Origin of the sequence: Paenibacillus sp. SAFN-054 (assembly GCF_051966755.1) — a bacterium.
In the GTDB taxonomy this organism is placed as follows: Bacteria; Bacillota; Bacilli; order Paenibacillales; family Paenibacillaceae; genus Paenibacillus_AQ.
Genome location: NZ_JBQCKS010000004.1, coordinates 61,358 through 81,077 on the forward strand (window position 1 = coordinate 61,358; position 19,720 = coordinate 81,077).

Annotated in this window: 20 protein-coding genes; 3 read left to right on the plus strand and 17 right to left on the minus strand. The window is 54.7% G+C overall.

The annotated features are described in order from the left end of the window. Positions 1 to 54: 54 nt before the first annotated feature. The 10 genes from ACTHPM_RS18885 to ACTHPM_RS18930 all read right to left on the minus strand — a co-directional run bounded on the left by ACTHPM_RS18885 (position 55) and on the right by ACTHPM_RS18930 (position 10,083). Positions 55 to 354, minus strand: a complete 300-nt coding sequence (locus ACTHPM_RS18885) for a hypothetical protein (RefSeq protein WP_440397233.1) — start codon at positions 352 to 354, stop codon at positions 55 to 57. An 80-nt stretch (positions 355 to 434) separates the two neighbouring features. After that, positions 435 to 1,313, minus strand: coding sequence for a UbiA-like polyprenyltransferase (locus tag ACTHPM_RS18890; protein ID WP_440397232.1), 879 nt, complete (start codon positions 1,311 to 1,313; stop codon positions 435 to 437). Positions 1,314 to 1,319: 6 nt separating this feature from the next. After that, positions 1,320 to 2,654: an aspartate aminotransferase family protein gene (locus ACTHPM_RS18895; RefSeq protein WP_440397231.1), complete on the minus strand. Its 1,335-nt coding sequence runs from the start codon at positions 2,652 to 2,654 to the stop codon at positions 1,320 to 1,322. 34 nt (positions 2,655 to 2,688) lie between these two features. Then, on the minus strand, positions 2,689 to 4,635 hold the full coding sequence (locus tag ACTHPM_RS18900; protein ID WP_440397230.1) for a peptidase U32 family protein: 1,947 nt from the start codon (positions 4,633 to 4,635) through the stop codon (positions 2,689 to 2,691). Positions 4,636 to 4,662: 27 nt separating this feature from the next. Continuing rightward, positions 4,663 to 5,460: an energy-coupling factor transporter transmembrane component T family protein gene (locus ACTHPM_RS18905; protein ID WP_440397229.1), complete on the minus strand. Its 798-nt coding sequence runs from the start codon at positions 5,458 to 5,460 to the stop codon at positions 4,663 to 4,665. After that, on the minus strand, positions 5,442 to 6,338 hold the full coding sequence (locus ACTHPM_RS18910; protein ID WP_440397228.1) for an ATP-binding cassette domain-containing protein: 897 nt from the start codon (positions 6,336 to 6,338) through the stop codon (positions 5,442 to 5,444). The genes ACTHPM_RS18905 and ACTHPM_RS18910 overlap by 19 nt, the downstream gene beginning before the upstream one ends. Further along, a complete protein-coding gene (locus tag ACTHPM_RS18915) occupies positions 6,314 to 7,273 on the minus strand; it encodes an ATP-binding cassette domain-containing protein (protein WP_440397227.1) in 960 nt (319 codons plus the stop codon). Before ACTHPM_RS18915 ends, ACTHPM_RS18910 begins: the two co-directional genes overlap by 25 nt. Positions 7,274 to 7,304: 31 nt before the next feature. Further along, positions 7,305 to 7,853, minus strand: a complete 549-nt coding sequence (locus ACTHPM_RS18920; RefSeq protein ID WP_440397226.1) for a Gx transporter family protein — start codon at positions 7,851 to 7,853, stop codon at positions 7,305 to 7,307. After that, positions 7,840 to 8,238 carry a NusG domain II-containing protein gene (locus ACTHPM_RS18925; protein ID WP_440397225.1) on the minus strand — a complete coding sequence of 133 codons (399 nt, stop codon included), beginning with the start codon at positions 8,236 to 8,238 and terminating at the stop codon, positions 7,840 to 7,842. The genes ACTHPM_RS18920 and ACTHPM_RS18925 overlap by 14 nt, the downstream gene beginning before the upstream one ends. A gap of 303 nt (positions 8,239 to 8,541) precedes the next feature. Next, positions 8,542 to 10,083, minus strand: coding sequence for an HD domain-containing phosphohydrolase (locus tag ACTHPM_RS18930; protein WP_440397224.1), 1,542 nt, complete (start codon positions 10,081 to 10,083; stop codon positions 8,542 to 8,544). 655 nt (positions 10,084 to 10,738) lie between these two features. Between ACTHPM_RS18930 and ACTHPM_RS18935 the strand changes: the two genes are divergently transcribed. After that, the gene (locus tag ACTHPM_RS18935; RefSeq protein ID WP_440397223.1) at positions 10,739 to 11,077 is read left to right on the plus strand and encodes a L,D-transpeptidase; all 339 of its coding nucleotides are present in this window, start codon (positions 10,739 to 10,741) and stop codon (positions 11,075 to 11,077) included. 63 nt (positions 11,078 to 11,140) lie between these two features. On the opposite strand, the gene ACTHPM_RS18940 is transcribed toward ACTHPM_RS18935, so the two are convergent. Next, the gene (locus ACTHPM_RS18940; RefSeq protein WP_440397222.1) at positions 11,141 to 11,863 is read right to left on the minus strand and encodes a glycoside hydrolase family 73 protein; all 723 of its coding nucleotides are present in this window, start codon (positions 11,861 to 11,863) and stop codon (positions 11,141 to 11,143) included. Positions 11,864 to 12,029: 166 nt separating this feature from the next. Between ACTHPM_RS18940 and ACTHPM_RS18945 the strand changes: the two genes are divergently transcribed. Next, a complete protein-coding gene (locus ACTHPM_RS18945) occupies positions 12,030 to 12,587 on the plus strand; it encodes a GNAT family N-acetyltransferase (protein WP_440397221.1) in 558 nt (185 codons plus the stop codon). Positions 12,588 to 12,661: 74 nt separating this feature from the next. Here ACTHPM_RS18945 and ACTHPM_RS18950 read toward each other — a convergent pair whose 3' ends face one another. The 5 genes from ACTHPM_RS18950 to ACTHPM_RS18970 all read right to left on the minus strand — a co-directional run bounded on the left by ACTHPM_RS18950 (position 12,662) and on the right by ACTHPM_RS18970 (position 17,484). Further along, positions 12,662 to 14,119 carry a SulP family inorganic anion transporter gene (locus tag ACTHPM_RS18950; protein ID WP_440397220.1) on the minus strand — a complete coding sequence of 486 codons (1,458 nt, stop codon included), beginning with the start codon at positions 14,117 to 14,119 and terminating at the stop codon, positions 12,662 to 12,664. A gap of 579 nt (positions 14,120 to 14,698) precedes the next feature. Continuing rightward, positions 14,699 to 15,574: a DUF4097 family beta strand repeat-containing protein gene (locus ACTHPM_RS18955; RefSeq protein WP_440397218.1), complete on the minus strand. Its 876-nt coding sequence runs from the start codon at positions 15,572 to 15,574 to the stop codon at positions 14,699 to 14,701. 135 nt (positions 15,575 to 15,709) lie between these two features. Continuing rightward, positions 15,710 to 15,985 carry a YolD-like family protein gene (locus tag ACTHPM_RS18960; RefSeq protein ID WP_440397217.1) on the minus strand — a complete coding sequence of 92 codons (276 nt, stop codon included), beginning with the start codon at positions 15,983 to 15,985 and terminating at the stop codon, positions 15,710 to 15,712. A gap of 181 nt (positions 15,986 to 16,166) precedes the next feature. Continuing rightward, positions 16,167 to 16,379, minus strand: a complete 213-nt coding sequence (locus ACTHPM_RS18965; protein ID WP_440397216.1) for a hypothetical protein — start codon at positions 16,377 to 16,379, stop codon at positions 16,167 to 16,169. Between the two features lie 250 nt (positions 16,380 to 16,629). Then, positions 16,630 to 17,484, minus strand: coding sequence for a manganese catalase family protein (locus ACTHPM_RS18970; protein WP_440397215.1), 855 nt, complete (start codon positions 17,482 to 17,484; stop codon positions 16,630 to 16,632). A 203-nt stretch (positions 17,485 to 17,687) separates the two neighbouring features. On the opposite strand from ACTHPM_RS18970, the gene ACTHPM_RS18975 reads away from it, so the two are divergent. Further along, on the plus strand, positions 17,688 to 18,200 hold the full coding sequence (locus ACTHPM_RS18975; RefSeq protein WP_440397214.1) for a DUF3231 family protein: 513 nt from the start codon (positions 17,688 to 17,690) through the stop codon (positions 18,198 to 18,200). Positions 18,201 to 18,445: 245 nt separating this feature from the next. Here the strand turns inward: ACTHPM_RS18975 and ACTHPM_RS18980 are convergent, their stop codons facing one another. Beyond that, positions 18,446 to 19,204 (minus strand): collagen-like protein, encoded by a 759-nt coding sequence (locus ACTHPM_RS18980; RefSeq protein ID WP_440397213.1) that lies wholly within the window; start codon positions 19,202 to 19,204, stop codon positions 18,446 to 18,448. Between the last annotated feature and the right edge of the window lie 516 nt (positions 19,205 to 19,720).

The following is a 19,720-nucleotide window of genomic DNA, read 5'->3' on the forward strand; positions in this document are numbered from 1 at the left end:
TCTCTATTTGCAAACAGGCATCATAAAAAGCCCTCTATTGTAGAGGGCTTTTTATTATAGCGCCGCAATCCACAATGCGGCTCCGGCATAACCGAGCAAAATCAGGGTTTTGCTCCCAGTCAGCGCGGGCTTTTGCGAAGCCCGGTAGAATCTGCGCTGCGCCAGAAATTTACGGTGTACGACATACAAGATGGCAAGATCCGCCGTCAAAACGAGCAGCATTTCGAACAGCCTCAGCTGCCCGCTTTGAAATAACGAACGCTGCATAGCGCCCAGAGCCATCAAACCAAGCATCAGGAATACGATGCTCCGCACCGCTTCCAGCATCCAGGCCGCGGCCTTCCCGAGACTCATTCTCCCACCTCCCGTTCGCTAATGGTTTCCCCGCCTACAGTTTAACAAATGTTTCCACCTTTGTGTAATCGAGCGAACCATCAAATAAGAAAGAAATCCAGGAGAGTGCAGAACAGAATGACCATGCTGATGACCTGGTTCAGATTATACGAAGCCAGCTTCATCAGGCGCGCATTTCCCGGGCGGATAATCCCGTGCTCCGTCATCAATAGCAAGGCGGCGATGCCAAGCCCCATCAGATAAATCCAGCCCAGCTGCTGCGTAAAATAAAGCGACAGGAGCAGCAGCATCATAATGAGATGCATCGCTTTGGACATCCGCAGCGCTTGGGTCAGCCCGAAAAAGCTGGGCATGGACCAGAGGCCGTGGGAACGGTCGAACTCGATATCCTGCGTGCCGTAGATGACGTCAAAGCCGGCGATCCACAGCATCACGACTGTCCCGAGCACGAACGGCGTGAACGCGAAAGCGCCGGTAACGGCAAACCACGCCCCGATCGGCGCGGAGGCAATCACGAAGCCGAGATACAGATGGCTCAGCCAGGTAAAGCGCTTTGCATAGGAATAGGATGTGATCAGCAGGATCGCTACTGGCGACAGCACCATGCACAGCGGATTCAGCATCGAGGCGGCGAAGATGAAGATCGCGTAGTTCACCAAGACGAAGACGCCCACCTCCCGCGTCCCGAGCAGCTGCCGGGGCAAATGCCGGTGGGCCGTGCGGGGATTGGCGGCATCGAAACGCCTGTCGGCGAGCCGGTTAAAGGCGTTCGCCCCGTTCCTCGCGCCAACGAGGGCGATAAGCCCCCACAGCATGACATGCCATGATGGCCAGCCGCCTGCGGCCCATACCATCGAAATGACGGCAAACGGCAGCGAGAAAAGCGTATGCGAGAACATGACCAGCTCGCTGAACTGCCGTGTCTTATGCAGTACCTTCTGAACGCCTGCAGCCTGCATGTTTCCTCACTTCCCCTCTTCCGTGACGGAATGCTGCTCCAGGGGCTTCGTCCCGTCGTGAATGGATGTGAGCACCTGATCGAGTGCATCCAGCATCAGGCGAATATCCTCGCCCGTCACGACCAGAGGCGGCTGGAAAGCAAGCACATTGCGGTGAACGCCGTTTTTGCCGATGATAAAACCGCGGTCCTTCATTTCCTCCAGCACCCGGTCCACCAGCTGCGCGCTTTCTTCCGGCGAACCGCCGGATAATTCGGCGCCCACCATCAATCCGCGGCCGCGGACATCGCATATCATGGGCTCATGACGTTCCTTCAGCCGGATCAGGCCGGACTTTAGCGTCTCGCCCAGCAGCTTGGAGCGGCTGACGAGACCTGCATCGCGGATGTAGTCGAGGACGGCAAGCGCAGTCACGGCTGACACCGGATTGCCTCCGAAGGTTGAAGCCGACGGCTGGTTCATCGAAGCGGCGATGGCATCCGTCGCAGAGAATGCCGCTACGGGAACCCCGTTGCCCAGTGCCTTGGCCATCGTCATGATGTCCGGGACGACGCCGAAATGCTCCATGGCGAACATCCGCCCCGTCCGACCGAAGCCGGTCTGGATTTCGTCCGCGATCAGCAGGATGCCGCAGCGGTCGAGACGCTCCCGGACCTTGCGGAAATATCCTGCGGGCGGAATGTTCATTCCCCCGTTGCCCTGGATCGGTTCGACGATCATCGCCGCGATTTCATGCCCCCGTTCAGCCAGCACCCGGTCCAGCGCCTCCAGAGAGCGCCGCTCAGCCTCTTCAGGCGCATACCCCGGCTCGAACGGCCGCGGAATAAATGCGGTGCTGCCTTCCAGGAACGGATCGGACCGCCACATCGCAAGCCCCGTCACTTCCATCGTCAGGTGACTGCGTCCGTGAAGGCCTTGCTCAAGCGCCATGAAATGCTTGCGTCCGGTATGCCTCCGCGCCAGCAGCAGCGCGCCTTCATTGGCCTCCGAGCCGCTGTTCACGAAGAACGTCCGCCCCAAATCCCCCGGCAGCAGTTCAGCAAGGCGCTCCGCAAGCAGGGCATTCGGCTCCGTCAAATAAATCGTCGATGTATGCTGCAGCCGCTTCAGCTGCTCTGCGGTTGCCTCGGCGATCACGGGATTGCAGTGGCCGCATGCCACGACCGAGACGCCTGCAAAAAAGTCGGTATACCGCCGGCCAGCGGCATCGAACAAATACTGCATCACGCCGCGCACGATCAGTGGCGGCCGTTTGTAAAAATGCTGCGTGCACGGATAAAAGTACTGCCGGCGAAGCTCCTCCACGCTTGGCGCATCCAGTGATTTTAAAATTTCCGACATCGTTGTCTCCCCCTCCATGCTTGATCGGTTCCTGTCAATTGAACTGCAGCGACCCGAGCGTATAGCCGGCAAACACCGGACGGAGTTCCATAGCACCCGCTCCGTCTGCCTCCGTTCCACGAACCAAGGCCTGACGATAAGCCTGAATCACCATTCGCAGTTCATGCACGGAATAAGGCGCTCCCTCAATCCGGAAGCAGCATACGCCTGCTCCGATCAGCTCAGGCACCAGCGGGAGAAGGTTCAGTTCCTTGCTGAGCAGCAGATGATTGCGCCCATGCTGGTCCCGGTATACCGGATTCTCGCCTTTATCGGTCATCAGCACCAGAATATCGTTACGCACGTAGCGGTTATCTTCCTCTCCGACCGCCTCCATCAGCTCCGTATTCTCGTAAAGGTCATGCTCCATGTACATGACGGTCGGGGAACCATGCACGGTCATCTCCAGCGGCACGCGGGCGTGCATCAGCAGTTCGCTTAAGTGTCCGGCCGTCATTTCCGGCGATACGGTTACTCTGTCCATCCCTTGATCACCATAAAAATCGGCCGCCAGATGGTTGTAAATATTCAGGCTTACATCCCCGATCATCGGGTAGCCGAACTTGCGAAAGGCATGCACCGCCCCGAGATTCGTCACGAGCAGTCCGTCCAGATTCAGTCTTTGGTCGCCTAGCAGCTGCGCATACTGCTCGAAATGCAGCTCGGTCATCATCCGCGGCAATCCGAGGTATATGCGGGAACGGCCTTTTGCGGCGCACAGCGCTTCGATATCCGCCTTCGTGAACGGCAGATCAGGAAGGAATACATCGCCGGAGAGATATACATCGTCCACGCCTTCCTCCACCGCCATCCAAGCCTGCGCCATGTTGTTCACCCTGACGGACAGCCGCGCACCAGCTTGCTGCCGCAGAGGGGCTGAGTCCTTCTCCGCCACGCCTGACAGACAGCCTCGCACTTCGGATATTCGCTGATCGTTCATCTCCTTCTCCGGCGTCGGGGTACTGAACACGCGGCCCGTGCTGTAGAACTTGCCTGTTCCTTCGTAGCGCCGGTTGATGTTCGCGAGGCCCGGTTTGCCGAAGGCATAAGCGGTGGAGAAGTCGCGTTTTCTATTTTCATATAAAAACTGGGCGTTCTGTCTCCGGTCAAATCCGACGGGGTCGTCGATATAACGGTCGATGGCATCCGCATAGCTGTTCACGAGCATCAGGACAAAGGAGGCATCCCGCATCCGCCCTTCGATTTTGAAGGAGCAAATTCCCGATTCAATCAGCTCCGGAATATGCTCATACATGTACATGTCCTTGACGGCCAGCGGATACTCGGCAGGATAGACGCTGCCGTCCTTCTTCACGCGGTAATCCCAGCGGCACGGCTTCATACACTTGCCCCGGCTGCTGCTCATTCCGAACACGTAGGAGCTGTAATGGCAGTTCGCCCCGTGCGCGACGCACATGTCGCCATGGATGAAATACTCGAGCTCCATCCCGCTTATCGCTTGAATATACCGTGCCGTCTGCAGGTCCATCTCCCTGGAGGTCACCACGCGGGTAACGCCGAGCTCCTGCAGGGCATTGACCATTTCCAGATTATGCACGTTCATCATGACCGAGGCATGAAGCGGAATCTTCAGCTCCATCTCCTTCACCAAAGCCAGCACGGCAAAATCCTGGACGATCAATGCGTCCACGCCGGCCTGTTCCAGAAATTGCAAGTACTCCCTCGCCCCCTCGATCTCCGCTTCACTCAGCAGATTGTTCACGGTCACATAGACCCTTTTCCCAATCGAATGCGCGATGCTCACAGCCTCCGTGATTTCCTCCAGCGTAAAGTTGTAGCCTTTGCGCATCAGGCGCATGTTAAAGGCCGGCCCTCCCAAATACACCGCATCGCACGGCGCCTGAATCACTTCCTTGAAAATTTCGAACGTACCCACGGGCGCCAGCAGCTCAATCTCTTTTTGTCCAAACCAGCGTGACACAGCGATCCCCTCCACCATCTCTTTTTATTAAAATCCAACCCATACCACTTCCAGGCAGATCAACACGAACACGACGACAAAGCATGTATCCTTATAGCTCCAGCGCAAAGGGCGGTACTGCGTTCGGGGTGCGCCGAGCCGGTAGCCCCTTGATTCCATCGAGGCGGTCAAATCCTCCGCCCGCCGGAATCCCGAGACGGTAACCGGCACCAGCAGCGCCGTAAGCATCCGCGCCTTCTCCTTCCACGGCAGCTCTTTCAGGTCCGCTCCCCTGGAGGCCTGGGCCTTCATGATAGTCTGCGCCTCATCCAGAATGGCCGGAATGAACCGCAGGGCAATACCGGTCATCAGGGACAGGCGCTCCGGGGAGATTCCGAGCCGCACGAACGGCCGAAGCATCCCTTCAAGACCTTGGTTCAGCTGGCCGGGCGACGTCGTAAACGTCAGCAGCGCCGTGAAGGACACGAGCAGCGCCATGCGCAGGACCGCATGTACGCCGGCCTCCAGCCCGGCCGAATCCAGATGCCAGGAGCCCACGGCAAGCAGCACGCTGCCGCCTTTGACGGCCAGGCACTGCACAATGAGGATGAACAGCATCAGAACGCGCAGCGGCTTTGCCGCCTTCAGATACGTCCCGAGCGGAATGCGGGTCAGAACCATGATAACGATCGAGAAGACAGCCAGGCTCAGCAGTGCAGGCCAGGACCTTGCTGCAACAACCGCGGCGGCATAGAGCAGCATGGCCGTCAGCTTGGCTCTCGGGTCCAGGCGGTGAATACGGGATCCGGTATCGATCAGCCGGCCGATCAGCAGCTTTTCGCGCATAGGCTGAGCTCCTTCCCGGCATCCGCCTGCACGAGCTGCGCGATCCGCTCCGCCAGGGAGGCGGCGCTGAGGCAGGGCTCCTCGGCCTGAAGCCCGTAAGCCGCTTCAAGCTCGCGCCAGCAGCGGATGGGAAGCGGCACCGACAAGCCGTAATCCGGCAGCTTCGCGGCCGCATCCACCAGTCCGCGCGCCGTCCCTTCGAAGACGGCGCAGCCCTCATGCACGATGACCCAGCGGTCCGCATAGGGCAGCAGCTCATCGATCCGGTGCGTGACGATAATGACCGTCTTGCCTTCCTCCCTGCACAGCCGGTGCAGCAGCAGAATCAGCTCCGTCCGGCTGACCTGATCCAGCGTCGCCCCCGGCTCATCCAGCACGAGGATGTCCGGATCCATCGCCAGCACCGAGGCGATCGCCGCTTTGCGCCGCTGTCCTCCGCTCAGTTGCAGCGGATGTCGGCTGAGCAGTGACTCCTCAAGCCCCATCGCTTCAAGCGCTTTTCGCGCGGACGCGGCAGCTTCCTCAGGCGTCGCTCCGAAGTTCAGAGGGCCGAAGACCAGGTCCTCCTCGAGCGTCCTGGCAAACAGCTGCTGCTCCGGGAACTGAAAGACGAGTCCCACCCGTTTGCGCAGCGGCGCCAGCTTGGGCGGCTTTTCCCCGGCGCTTAGCCTCACGTCCAGCACCTTCACGCTCCCCTCCGTCGGGAGCAGGATGCCGTTCAGCAGCTGAAGCAGCGTCGATTTGCCCGATCCGGATGAACCGGCGATGCCGGTCAAGGCGCCTTCGGCCAGATCAAGATCCACATTGTGAAGCGCCGTCTGGCGGAGCGGACTCCGCGCATCGTACGTATAGCTCACATGCTCCAATTGAATGCCCATTTCCGCATCACCTCCGTGACCGGGTCCGCCGCAGCGCCGGCCGAATCTTTATCCGGCACAGGCGGCACGCCCCGTTTCTCAAGCTCCTGAGCGAGCTGAAGCCGAAACGGCAATTCCATCCGGCACCGCCGGAGCAGATCGGCGCTTCGGAACAGCTCCTGCGGCGCCACATCCGCGGCCAATCGGCCGCCTTCCATCACCAGCACCCGCTGCGAAGCCGCGATTTCCTCCGCGTCATGCGTGATGGACAGTAGCGTATACCGCTCCTCGCGGTGCATCTCCCGCAGCAGCTCCAGCATGTCGCTTCTCGCCTTCTCATCGAGCATGGAGGAAGCTTCGTCAAGTATGATCAGCTCCGGTTCCATGGCCAGGATGGCAGCCAGTGCCGCGCGCTGCTTTTGACCTCCGGACAGCTCCTGCGGATGACGGGGAAGAAGTCCGCCGATGCCAAGACGCACGGCATAACGGCTGATTCTGCTTCCGATCTCTTCTGCGCTTAGGCATAATCCCTCCAAGCCGAATGCCATGTCCTCCTCTACCGTCGCGCCAATGAACTGATTGTCGGGGTTCTGAAATACCATTCCCACCTTTTGCCGGATGACTCCGAGCGTTCCTGCTTCCAGCCGGATGCCGCCGATCGCAATGCAGCCGCCGCAGGCGCGGAGCAGCCCGTTCATCAGCCGGATGAGCGTCGATTTCCCGCAGCCGTTCGCGCCAACCAACGTCACCCACTCGCCCCTGCCGATGGCAAGGGACACGTCCCTGATATCCTCATGCTGACCGTCGTAGGCAAACGACACATGGTCCAGCAGCACCATGTCCGTCTCCGCATCCATTCCCGCAGCCGCATGCTCCTTCATCACGGAGGCAGCGGAGTTCACCTGATTTCCCGCTGCAGGCTTGCCATTTGTCGGCTTCGTCTTCACTCTGTCCATGACCGGTTCCCCCTTGCCCTAACGGCAATTTTCAGCTCTTCTGGAATGCATTGAACAAGGCCAGCCGTGATAATGACGGGACCAGATACTTGACGGCGATCCCGACCAGGATGCCCGTTGCAATGCCGCTGATCAGCAGGGCGGGCAAATAATAGAAGATATTCAAGGTCGAAAAGACGATAGAGGCTGCCGCCAGCTGGCCGATATTGTGGGCGATGCCCCCCGCGATGCTGATACCGATCAGGCTGAATTGACGCCGTCCGAGCTTCATAAGCAGTGCCATGACCACAAAGCTGAGCAGTGACCCGAACAGGCTGAACAGCAGGCTGGAAAAGGTTCCAAAAATAAATGCGGTCAGAATTGTCTTAAGCACCACCAGCGTGAGCGCGTCCCTCGCCTTCAGAAAATACAGACAGGTCAGAATCATGATGTTGGCAAGCCCCAGCTTCGCGCCCGGGATCTGGATGTTGACCGGAATCATCGATTCGGCAATGCTGAGCACCACGGCCACTGCGGCAAAAATCGCGATCATCACCGTTTTTTTCAGCACAGCCGAGGCTTCATCATCAGATAACGGCATCGGTTCCCCCTCCTTCCCCGCTTCCGCTTGTACCCTCGATTTCTACGATCACTCTGTGCGGCAGGCAGACGATGGTATCCCCCTGCCTGCTTCGGAAACCGAAGGTCAGACACACTTCATCCGGACAATCAGCTTCCGCCATCTCAATGCCGTAATCGTGAACTTTCAGCAGGTTATAGCCGCGGTCGGTGCGGATTTCGATCGTCTGCTCTTCTTTAGTCAGCTTAACGGTCCGGTACACCTCGCCCTCCACCTTGATGACAGCTGTTTTTGTATTATTGTGATTTTTTTCACTTATTTGACCGCCTTGAACCCATCTTGGCACCATCACCAGCAGAGCGGCAGCCAATATCCCGGAAACAAGCAGCAGGTCTCCACGTTTCATAGCCCGCAACTCCCTTAGTTTTTAAAGTTTCAAATCTTAGATGCCCCCATTATAGCTGTGTTCTCCCCAAGCTTCAATGAGCGAAGTCGATGAAAATCATTATTTGTTACGAATTTCACAAAATGATCACCACCCTGTTAGCGACTCCATCCATGCCTGCTGCTCCCTCTGATGCCATGTCCGGCATGTCGGAAGATCACATGCATTAATCCAACCTTTAACTCAGGTCATCCCTCCAATATACCGAAAAAGCGTCCGCCGTTTCCGGCGGACGCTTTCCTTCTTGAAGGACCATGCTTTCGTTCATGCTCCGTGTTTCGGGATGGAGGGCTGCTGCTTGCGCATATGCTCAACGAATACCTTCGCAAACACCGGGTCCCATTGGGTTCCTCTCCCCTCATCCAGAATCAGGAGGGCAACCTGCGATGCCATGCCTTTGCGGTAAGGTCGGTCGGACGTCATTGCGTCATACGCATCGGCGACGGCGATAATCCGCCCCAATACCGGTATATCTTCCCCGGCAAGACCGTCCGGATACCCCTTCCCGTCGTACCGCTCATGGTGTGAGCGCACGCCGGGCAGCAGCACAGCCATCGCATCCTTCGGCTCGATTTGAAGAAGAATATTCTCTCCAAGGCCCGGATGGAGCTTGATCTGATCGAACTCCTCGTCTGTCAGCCTGCCTTCCTTCAGCAGCACGGTGTCGCGAACACCGATTTTGCCGATATCATGCAGGAGCGCCGATTTGCGGATGATCATAAGGTCATCCGGCGACATCCCGCACAGCCTTCCGATCAGCTCCGAATACTCAGCGACCCGGAGCGAATGTCCGGCCGTATAAGGATCGCGGGCATCCAGGGCTACAGCGAGCGTCACGAAATAGCTGTCCAGCATTGCCTGACTTTGCGCCTCGCGCGTGTGCAGGGCATCAACCATCATGTTGAATCCGGCGACAAGCTTCGAAAATTCATCCGAATAAATGTTATGAACCTTGGTCATTCGCCCTTCCTTGACGTCGTTCATCGCATCATAAAGCTTGGAGATCGGACGCTCGACGTCCTGCGTGATGAGCCGTGCTCCCGTGTAGGCAAAAGCGATGTCGATCAACAGGATAAGACTGGCCCATCCCCAATAATTCTGAAACATGGCGCTGTCCATACTCTTTAGGCGGATTTGCGCTGCCAGGCTGAACAACAGCAGCGGCGAAATTCCCATCAGCATTCCGCTGATCAGAAACTTCGGACGGATCGACAGAAATACATGACCACCTGCATCCAGTTCCACCCCGAATCTCTCTGCTGCCTGCATTTTCAGTTCCATCAGCAGCGGACGGATGGCAGCGCCGGTCAGGAAGAAATCATACATGGCATGCATGCCAGCAATCAAAAACGCTCCCATAGCCGCCACTGCCAAATAAAATGCAGGGAAGTTCAGCAGCCCACGCTCCAGCATCCAGGCCGTAATCAATACCGCCGGAACGGAAAGGCCAAGCAAATGCGGCACAAGAATACGGTATACGGACAGCATCGGCAGCCGATGCGTCTGAATATAGGCTTGCCTTAGGATCGCCAAGTCGGCGCCCGGCGTAAGAAGCCCCTGCCGAATGGGCCGCAGATGCCGCGAGAAGACAATCAGCTCCATTACGACCATAATCACGAGTGAAGTCAGCAGAATGAATACAAGACGTGTATACTCGTCGGGAGGTACGTCCAGTGTCGTCAAGACGATCGTGCTCCCTACCACCAGGACGGCCAGCAAGGATCCAATCAAATAATTACGCACCAACTTGTTCAGAAATGACCGGTACAGCTTCTTTGCCCCCGGACAGGCTGATTCGGTATTCATACAACAGAGCCTTCCTTTTTCTTCAGTTCATTAATATGGTGCAATACTACTATAAATATCGGCCGAAAGGCGGAAAATTGTGACAATAATATCATGAAACGTTTCGTTTTTTGCGTTTTTATATGCACTTTGTCCTCTTCACGGTTCATTCACTTGCCATTTTGTTACATCTATGATATTATTAGATATTGTAAGTTCAATTTAACCCCTTTTTCGTTCCTCGCAAGAAGAATAACCCTTCGTGACCACGAAGTTTTAAATTCCTATTTTGAATAACCCAAACGAAGTATGAGTTTATGTAAAGACGAGATTCTGATTCACACTGGCGCGGTCATCGGAGCCGCAAGGACAAAAGAGAGGCAGGGCTTTTGTTGTTTTAGAAATGTCATTATTCTGTTTACCAACACACAACAAGAACCAGGAACCGGCTGCAGCCGCTCATCAGGCTGTCAGGGGTTAAATAGTTGGCGTCATGCTGCGCCAGACCAAATTACGTTAAACCAATAGACCCCCGGGCGAACTGCGACAAGCAGTTTTCCCGGGGGTTGTCCATTTACAGGCCTTCTCTCCGCCAATCTACTTTTCATCAATTCGTTGTATTCAGAGATACGTTCTTCGCATGATTGACATACTCTGAACATGAGGAGTGATGCAAATGCCCGATTACCGGATTATCGTCGACCTTTCCGACCGTAAGCTGTATCTACTGGACGGAGATACGGTCACCAAAGCCTATCCTGTCGGCATCGGCAAAATGCTGACCAGTACGCCGACGGGAGAATTCCGGATCATTAACAAACAGGAGAATCCGGGAGGACCCTTCGGAGTGCTCTGGATGGGCCTTTCCAAACCGCATTACGGCATTCACGGAACCAATGACCCCGATTCGATCGGACACGAGGTTTCTCATGGCTGCATCCGGATGCATAACGAAGATGTGCTCGACCTTTCGCCTTACGTTCCGGTAGGAACCCGGGTCACCATCCGGGAGTAAAACGAACAATCCCTGACGGATCGCGGTCCGCAGGGATTATTGTCGTCCGGTCATCATCGGTTCTTACTTAGAACCGTCGGACGGATTCACCCGTATGCCGTTCTCATACCGATACTGGATTACGAGCTGGCGCCAATAATCATAACTTCCCTTATCATCGGAAATAAACGGCTTGTAGAACTCGTAGGCATCCTTTGCCCAAACAGGGCAGGGCATGTTCAACAGGCCCTCCTGCTGCTTCATCCACTCGGCCTGTCTCATTACGGTCGCCTGCAGCGCTTCGAAGGCCGCCTTCTCTTCCTTGGTCATCGCTTCCCCCTCCTCCGGCTTGGCATCGTATTGATATAAGCCATATTGGTCCATGATTAGAATGAGTTTATCCGCATAGCGGGGGTCCGTTGCATAACCGGCCTTAGCCACGACCCTTGCAGCTGTTTTCCCGTCCGCATGCAGCGCTCCCGCATACCGGGCATCCCCGGCGACTCCCTTCACGATTAGGCGGGAATGATCCTGAATCGACTCTGCCCAGCTGTGATACATACGAAAATACGCATAAATTTGAACCATGGCTCCCCTTACATACTCCGAGGTTTGCATCCGAATGCTGCCGGCCGGACCTTCTCCCTTGATTCCGAACAGGTTGTTCGCTTTCACCGCAAGTCCGCTTCCGCCCCACGAGGACTCAAGGGCTGCCTGGGCGATCGTAAGCGAGGCCGGAACCCCGGTCTTTTGCTGGTCCGCTGCTGCCAGCGGGGCGATCCGGGCAATAAAATCCGCTTTTCTCATCCTCCTTCACCCCCTTTCCCTCCTCCTTCTATACAATGCCGGTCAACGGGGGGCGGCCTGTACGGGCGCGCTTTTCTTGACAGAAAAAGATGAGCCCGGATCTTGGCATTGCGTCTTGTCCTCTCCGTTTCTACAATAGAAGCATATGAAGACGGAGGGTGAATCGATGAATAGGAATACCACAAGATGCAGCATCTTAATAGAGGAAATACAGCCAGGCATCCGCGCCTTTCAAGCGAAACCGGAGGACAAGGAGGCGGTGCAAGCCCTGATGGTCCAGGCCGCGGCCTGGCTGCAGAGCAAGGGGTCCAAACAATGGCATGAACTGCTTGCAGGCGAGGACCGCCATGGAGTAGCCTTTGCTATCGAGCGCGGTGATGTGTTCATCTTCAAGCAGGACGAGACCCTCGCCGGAATGGTTATCTTGCAGCAGCATGCAAGCGAATGGGACCGTCAATTATGGGGGGATCAAGATCACGAGCCGGCCGTTTATTTGCACAGACTTGCCATTAACCGAGACTTCGGCGGCAGACATCTCGGAGATTCGATCCTGCAGTGGGCTGAGCAGGGCGTCCGTTTTCCCGGCAAGGACCGCGTCCGACTCGACTGCATCGCCTCCGTACCCGCACTTAACCGCCTCTATAGCGGAGCCGGTTTTGAATATAGAGGCCAATCGGACACTGGCTTTAATCTGTACGAGAAGATGCAGTCTTCTGTAAAGTAAGTTTGTGTGCACGTTTGAAACAGACGAAAAAGGCGGCTTCCGTTAGAACCGGAAACTGCCTTTTGGCATGTGACCTATGAATGGGATGAATCTATGGTAAGTCCGATTTTATCCATGATCCGCTGGCTTTCGGAATTAACGCCCCGTACGGAAACGCGTTTTCCCAATGCCTCGTACTTATCGATCACTTTCGACAATGCGTTCGTGGCTGATTGATCCCACAGATGCGAGCGGCTGAAATCGATAGCAATTTGCTCCGGATCATTCTGATAATCGAACAGCTGGACGAAATGCGACATCGTACCGAAGAATAGCTGTCCTTCGATAACGTATACCTTGATCCCTTTGTCACCGAGGCCGGCAGAAGCACGAATCCGTGACATTTTCCAGCCGAAGCGGAGCGCGCTCAGAATGACGCCCGTCATAACGCCCAGCGCCAAATTCGAGGTGGCTACGACGATCGCTACCGTGATGACCATCACAACCGTATCGCCGAACGGTACCTTATGCAGCGTCCTCAGGGAATGCCAGTCAAAGGTGCCGACCGAAACCATGACCATGACGCCCACTAGTGCAGCCATCGGTATGACCCTCACTACGCTGCCCAGCACGATAATCAGAAACAGCAGGAACACGCCCGCCACGAAAGTCGAAAGCCGGGACCGGCCGCCTGATTTAACATTGATCACGGTCTGTCCAATCATCGCGCAGCCTGCCATCCCGCCAAAAAAGCCCGTGATGATGTTGGCGATGCCCTGGCCTTTGATCTCGCGGTTCTTATTGCTGCTTGTATCCGTCAGCTCGTCCACCAGATTGGCCGTCAGCAGCGATTCCGTCATGCCTACCACCGCCAAAGCCAACGCATACGGAAGTACGGTCAGAAGCAGATGGAACGATAACGAGACGGACGGAACGTGGAAGGAAGGCAGCGTTTGGGTAATGGCCCCCATATCTCCCACCGTCTTGACATCAGCATGCGTCAGCACCGACACGATCGTCATGATGATGATCGCAACCAGAGCCGAAGGCAGCGCCTTGGTGAGCAGCGGGAACAAATAGATAATCAGCAGCGTACCGGCAACCAGCAGGTACATGACCCACGTCGCATCAACGAAGTTCGGAAGCTGCGCCATGAAAATGACGATGGCCAGCGAGTTGACGAAGCCTACAATGACCGGCTGCGGCACGAAACTGATGAATCTCCCGAATTTCAGGGCACCCATGATCCACTGCAGAATCCCCGTCAATACGGTCGTCGCGAACAGATATTCAATCCCGTACTTCGCGACGATCGGTCCCATCAGTGAGGCCATGGCCCCCGTCGCCGCCGAAATCATCCCCGGACGGCCCCCGAAGAACGAAATCGAAACTGCGATCAGAAACGATGCGTAAAGGCCCACCATCGGGTCCACCCCCGCCATCAGGGAAAAGGCGATCGCCTCCGGAATAAGCGCGAAGGCAACGGTCAAGCCCGATAATATATCTCTTCTGACATTGCTAAAAAAGCCTTGTTTGATCCAATTTAAAAACAAAGAAACAACCCCTTTGATGATGTTTTGCCTGCTAAATATCCGCTCGTCTTTCTTTGACTGTCATGCCTTGCTCATGGCTCCCCACTCTCAGGTTTGCCGGGTCCGATTTTTCACTTTTTACATTATAAGCATGAATGGGGCAATTCCCAAACACTATGTAAGCGGTTAAAGGGCCGATTTATGCTCTTTTTCTATTGGATCCTTCTCCTTCTTTACTATTATGAGATGAAGGCGCGGCATAGAGCATGCTCCGGCGAACGGGAGAGCACAAAAGATGAACGGCCCGGATTCCCGCAGGAAATGAGCGTTTCTCCCGCTGTTTCTATCACGAAACTTCCTGAACCTTCTGAATATATTAGTAGAAACGAAGATGGTATAACACATTTTCGTTTCTCCGCCAACCTCAGGCTTCACCCAAACTTCCCCCTTGCTCGGCAAAAAGCTTGCGGCCCGCTCATCCGCAGGCTTTTTGCGTTCCATCCCCAAAACATCTAAAAAAAGCCCCCGTACCTCATCAGGTACGAGAGCTCCTTATCGATCCATTAATATATCCGCCGCCAACTTCGCTCATTGTATGCCTTACTCAATGGAAATCGCCCCGACCGAAGACGAGAGTGTGATCAGCGGACCTCCTCCGTTGATGTCGCTGCTGCCTTTGGGAGCCCCTGAGACGATGCCTAGCTCACTATCCAGCTTCAGCGTGCAAGCAAGGGTATCTGAGAGACTCGCATGGATGCTTCCTACTTTGGTCTTGGCTTTAAGCGTACTGTCCTTCCCCATATCGCCGATGGCCAGCTGAACGCTGCCCGCCTCCGATTCGATACTGGAGCTGCCTTGAATATGGGCGCCCGTAACCACGATTTCGCCTACCTGGTTACTCACCGCATATATTCCGCTGAGGTTCGTCATCGTAATGCCGCCTACGTCATTTCTGATTTCAAACCCCGTGATCGATGCGGGAACCTGTATCTCGTAATCGATCATCATTTCGGAGTAACCGTATTTGGACTGCGCCCAGTCCCATATATTCTCCTCAGGGCTGCCCTTCGGATTCGTCACGACCTCCAATTTGCCGTTGCCAGCCACCAAAGAGGTCTCCGCCTGTTCCACGATGTTCTGATACGATTTCTCGTTCATAAACCAGATCGTCGTCTTCACCGAAGCCGTATTCCCGGTCGTCAGCCCTACCTTAATGCTTCCTACCTTATGATCCACCTGCAGCACGGTTTCGGATCCGAGCTCGCGTTCAGCGGACAGTTCGATATGTTCGCCGCTATTCTTCAGACGCTCCCCGATGTCATTCACGGTTCCCACGACCGAGCTTCCCGCAGCAGCCGCAATCTCATGGGCGTCCTGCCTGACCTTCTGCGCAGCGTCATTCACTGCATCACAGCCTGCAAGAAGCAGGGCCGATAGCACAGCCCCGCCTGCAAGCCACTTATAAACATTCCGCATTCCCATACCTCCATCAGTCACTGGTTATGTATGGTATTCATTATACGGAATTAAACCGGCACTGCACCCAGCCGAAGTCCAGAGGGCGCCCTGGACCTTAGTCGAGGGAACAGATGTGGACGGCAACGAAATATCCTATGAAACAGAAGTCCGCACCGAGCGGATGTCCTCGAACCGGATCCACTGCCAGTCGTCTTCCTCGCGCAGTTTGATTTCCCTCAAATATGTATTAATCACCGTTACGAACCCTCTCAACTGGTTGGTTCCCTGCGCCGTAACCACCGTCAGGCTTACCTTCACATGCTTTTCAAGTGACCTGGAAAGCTTGCGCTCCATGTGCGGCCAGTCTTCCTTCTCCAGCAGCGCAGCGGCCGTTCCAGGTTCATTCCCTGTTGAATCTGATGCGGACATAGGGGATAGATGCCGTCTTGTCATAATGATCATCTCCCGTTGTATTTTTTTAGAGAACAAGTGTTCTTATTATACTTCGGATGCAACTTCCTTGGCAATGTGAAAAAAGCCCTGAAAAGGAAATGCGCATTTCCTTCCAAAGCTGTTGGATCAATCAGGGCCATTCGGATCTTTCCATGCCTCAACTGCGATCCGGAATCTGTTTTTCGCTATTTTTGTTAAACCCGGGCTCATACACGCTAAAAAAGGAAATGCTCGAGGTTTTGATGTGATGCTCGCTGAGATCAACCCAATCCTCGCTTTTCAGCCTTGAGATCACCCCAGGAATATCGTCCGATATGATATTGAGGGATTCTCCGCCGACAAAATGAATCGTAATGGTACTGTCGCTCATCGCTTTCACCTCCAGAACAAACGGCTTGCCAAATTCAATTCATGGCATGTAAAACTCATGTGCCAAACGAATTACGGCGTCTATCAGGGAAGTATTCCCTATTCCCCTATTCGTTATTTACACGGATTGGATGGGCTGCAATCGGCAGAAACGGCAGATGGCATAAAAGCCACGGGAAAGGAGTTCCTCGCGGCTTTTGATACAACCTATTCGCACACCCGGGAAGGCTTGCTTTAAAGCTCTTTTCCGATCAATTGTTCAAATCGTACAAGCCCGGGCTGTGTTCGTTAGCGAGCTCTGGCATCATTGGCACAGGGAATCCTTCCGGAGGCTGCGTAACCCGTAATTCCCCACCGTTTCGGCTAGGCGTTTGTCCGCTGAAGATTTCCCCGATGCGGGTGTCATCCAAACGGAAATTGAACTGCGCATTGTGAAAGCCCATATCGACATACTTCTGGCACTCCGGATACTTATTGATATCATAATTCGGAACCGGGAACAGCTTGCCCCAATCCACACCAAGCGTTTCCAGCGCTTTCGCGAATGCGTTCTGGTGTGCATTATCGCGCACGATCAGGAAGGCGAGCGTTTCGCGGAACGTTTTGTTCGTGCTCATCTCGTAAATTCTCGACTTTTGGAGAACGCCAGTGGATTCCAGGACCAGGTTGTCGAGCAGGTTGCTTACCAGGTTGCCGTGGTCATACACATAGTTGCCCATCCATGGATTGCCTGCGGCATCAACCGGGAGCGAGCTTTGAGCCCCCATAATAAAGTGGTGCGGATTGGCATGCTTAATTGCTTCGTCAAGAGGAGCCCCATCAGCGCCCGAGTTGCCAGCGCCTTCTGCTCCCGAGCCGGTAAGCAGTTGGTTAATGGTGTGCTGCACCAGTTCTACGTGACTGATTTCCTCCAAAAAAACACCGCGGAGCAGGTCCCGGTATTGGATCGCTTTCCCGCGAAAATTGTTGCTTTGGAAAAAAAACTGCATCATCGTACGCATTTCGCCGAAGCGTCCTCCCAGCGTTTCCTGGATGACTTTTGCAGCCTCGGGATCAGGCTTGTCCGGGACGATCAAATTGATCAGGTCCTCTTTATAAAAATACATGTATTTCCCTCCTGCTTCCTGAATGTAGTGTCCTATCCAGTGTGCGCTGGACCATCGACATCCATGCCTCAGAATAGGCCTTGCAATATTTCCCTCTCTGTATCATCAGGCTGGGCAGTCCACGCGTTTCAGGGATACATGAAAATTCAGCTTCCCGTACATAATGATCCCTGTGCGTAAAAAAGCTTAAAGGAGAGAATAAAATGGGTATTTTGAGTGGTAATCCCAAGGATAATCCCATGCATTACGGGGAAATTTTCGGCGTATGGACGGCTTCCGTGGCGGCAAAAGGGGCGTTGTCCTGCTATCAGGCTTACCTGAACCATGCCGGGGACAAGGAGTTAAAAAAGATTCTTGGCGATCTGATCGACCAAGCAAAGCTGGAAATGAAGGAACTCGACACGCTGCTGACGGATAACGGAATCACCCCCGCTCCTGCGCTTCCAGAGCGCCCCGAAGTGAAACTCGAGGACATCCCTGCGGGAGCCCGGTTTACCGATCCGGAGATCGCAGCCAAAGTCGCAGCCGATACGTCACTCGGGCTCGTCGCCTGCAGCCAGATGATGGGGCAGTCGATCCGGGAAGATATCGGTGCACTTTTTGCAAAATACCATGCCACGATGGCTGCCATAGGACTTCGCATCCTGCAGATGAACAAGGAAAAGGGCTGGCTGATCCCGCCTCCACTGCAGATCAAAAGACCGGAGGAGAAGTAGAAATCAAGGGACATCCATTTCTGTAGCGTATTTTACTAACGGTAACCAACAAAAATCGCGGTCTCCTAATTCGGAGAACCGCGATTTTGTATGGATGCCGGTGAAGGGAATTTAACCCCCGGCCTACGCAACCGTTGCCGGGTTTTCGGAATCCCGCCAAATGCCAGGAAATCCCCTTCATTGGTAACAGAGTGATTTCGTGTGCATATACTACTAAAAATTTTGGAGTCCAGCCGATAGGTTGCTTAGGCTGAGGCCAATTTTTCAATAACGATTGAAGCGCTGACCGTAGGCGTTCCCCCGCCTATGCTGGCCTGCAATGTTTGAGTGCCCATATTATCGATTCGGTTCAAAGTCAAGGTGCCTCCTGCAGTTAACAGCGCGACGACCTGCCCCTGATAAGGGTTATTGCCTGCACCTGAGCCGTAGTTGCTGCAAGGGACCAGTGTGGCAGGCAGCGGTCCGGCGGCATCCGGATCGAAGAACAGGCCGAATGCGCTGTTTCCGGCAGTCGGAAACACTTCCCAACTGATGTTATAGAAACCGGTCTCCAGGATATTGACGGTGGAAGGGCTGGTGAAGGAAGTTGCCGTTCCGATGATGTCAGAGGAATTGAAGGTGACGGAGCCGCCTTGGCCTCCAGGAGCAGGGGCTGGGGCAACGGTTTGATCGACCGTGCTGCATAAGAACGCAAATGAGGCGATGCCTCCGGCAGGGCCTGCAGGACCTTGTGGACCGGGTACGCCTTGCGGACCAGGTACGCCTTGAGGACCTATAGGACCTTGGAGTCCAGGCAGACCTTGTGCTCCAGGAAGACCTTGTATTCCGGGGAGCCCCTGTGGACCTGCAGGACCTTGCGGTCCTTGCGGACCAGCCGGCGCCGTTACGTTGATTTTCGGGGGAGGACAGTTTACTTTTACGATTTTTTTAATGACGCGGTGTTTTTTATTTTTATGATGGTGAACAACAATCTTACGTCTGCAGCACTTTTTTGAACAATGCAATGATATGCACCTCCTGTAGATTTGTCTACAGCATACGGGTCTACATACCATTTGGCATGGACTGATAACTATCGTTTGCTAGACTGACGGCTATCTTTAACTAAAACAGGCATCTGTGGGGATGGAATTAGATTCAATTCAACCGAGACTTAGGTCCAGAACTGCCATCTTAATCAACTAAAGGTTAGTAGAATGTTAGAAGTTCGGCTCATCCAACAAAAAAGACGCGGTACCGGAAATCCGGAATACCGCGCCCTGTAATTGCTGGATCGTTTGTAAGGCTTTTAAAGGATGCTGGTGAAGGGAATTGAACCCCCGGCCTACGCATTACGAGTGCGAAACCATACGGCCTCGCAAGGTCTTATACGGGTTTAGAAGGTTGTTAGATAAGGCGTTTTCGTTTTTTAAGGTCTTATAAGGTTTTAAGGATATTTGCATACCGTTAGAAGTTTCGTTAGAAGATTTGTTAGAAGGTAGCTCTGCCGTTTTTACAAGGCAGGGCTATTTCTTAATCGG

What these genes read in the sequence shown, in the direction of transcription:
- ACTHPM_RS18885 (WP_440397233.1), bottom strand. Translation starts at nt 354, where the DNA reads ATGAGTCTCGGGAAGGCCGCGGCCTGGATGCTGGAAGCGGTGCGGAGC.
- ACTHPM_RS18890 (WP_440397232.1), bottom strand. Translation starts at nt 1,313, where the DNA reads ATGCAGGCTGCAGGCGTTCAGAAGGTACTGCATAAGACACGGCAGTTC.
- ACTHPM_RS18895 (WP_440397231.1), bottom strand. Translation starts at nt 2,654, where the DNA reads ATGTCGGAAATTTTAAAATCACTGGATGCGCCAAGCGTGGAGGAGCTT.
- ACTHPM_RS18905 (WP_440397229.1), bottom strand. Translation starts at nt 5,460, where the DNA reads ATGCGCGAAAAGCTGCTGATCGGCCGGCTGATCGATACCGGATCCCGT.
- ACTHPM_RS18910 (WP_440397228.1), bottom strand. Translation starts at nt 6,338, where the DNA reads ATGGGCATTCAATTGGAGCATGTGAGCTATACGTACGATGCGCGGAGT.
- ACTHPM_RS18915 (WP_440397227.1), bottom strand. Translation starts at nt 7,273, where the DNA reads ATGGACAGAGTGAAGACGAAGCCGACAAATGGCAAGCCTGCAGCGGGA.
- ACTHPM_RS18920 (WP_440397226.1), bottom strand. Translation starts at nt 7,853, where the DNA reads ATGCCGTTATCTGATGATGAAGCCTCGGCTGTGCTGAAAAAAACGGTG.
- ACTHPM_RS18925 (WP_440397225.1), bottom strand. Translation starts at nt 8,238, where the DNA reads ATGAAACGTGGAGACCTGCTGCTTGTTTCCGGGATATTGGCTGCCGCT.
- ACTHPM_RS18930 (WP_440397224.1), bottom strand. Translation starts at nt 10,083, where the DNA reads ATGAATACCGAATCAGCCTGTCCGGGGGCAAAGAAGCTGTACCGGTCA.
- ACTHPM_RS18935 (WP_440397223.1), top strand. Translation starts at nt 10,739, where the DNA reads ATGCCCGATTACCGGATTATCGTCGACCTTTCCGACCGTAAGCTGTAT.
- ACTHPM_RS18940 (WP_440397222.1), bottom strand. Translation starts at nt 11,863, where the DNA reads ATGAGAAAAGCGGATTTTATTGCCCGGATCGCCCCGCTGGCAGCAGCG.
- ACTHPM_RS18945 (WP_440397221.1), top strand. Translation starts at nt 12,030, where the DNA reads ATGAATAGGAATACCACAAGATGCAGCATCTTAATAGAGGAAATACAG.
- ACTHPM_RS18955 (WP_440397218.1), bottom strand. Translation starts at nt 15,574, where the DNA reads ATGCGGAATGTTTATAAGTGGCTTGCAGGCGGGGCTGTGCTATCGGCC.
- ACTHPM_RS18960 (WP_440397217.1), bottom strand. Translation starts at nt 15,985, where the DNA reads ATGTCCGCATCAGATTCAACAGGGAATGAACCTGGAACGGCCGCTGCG.
- ACTHPM_RS18965 (WP_440397216.1), bottom strand. Translation starts at nt 16,379, where the DNA reads ATGAGCGACAGTACCATTACGATTCATTTTGTCGGCGGAGAATCCCTC.
- ACTHPM_RS18970 (WP_440397215.1), bottom strand. Translation starts at nt 17,484, where the DNA reads ATGTATTTTTATAAAGAGGACCTGATCAATTTGATCGTCCCGGACAAG.
- ACTHPM_RS18975 (WP_440397214.1), top strand. Translation starts at nt 17,688, where the DNA reads ATGGGTATTTTGAGTGGTAATCCCAAGGATAATCCCATGCATTACGGG.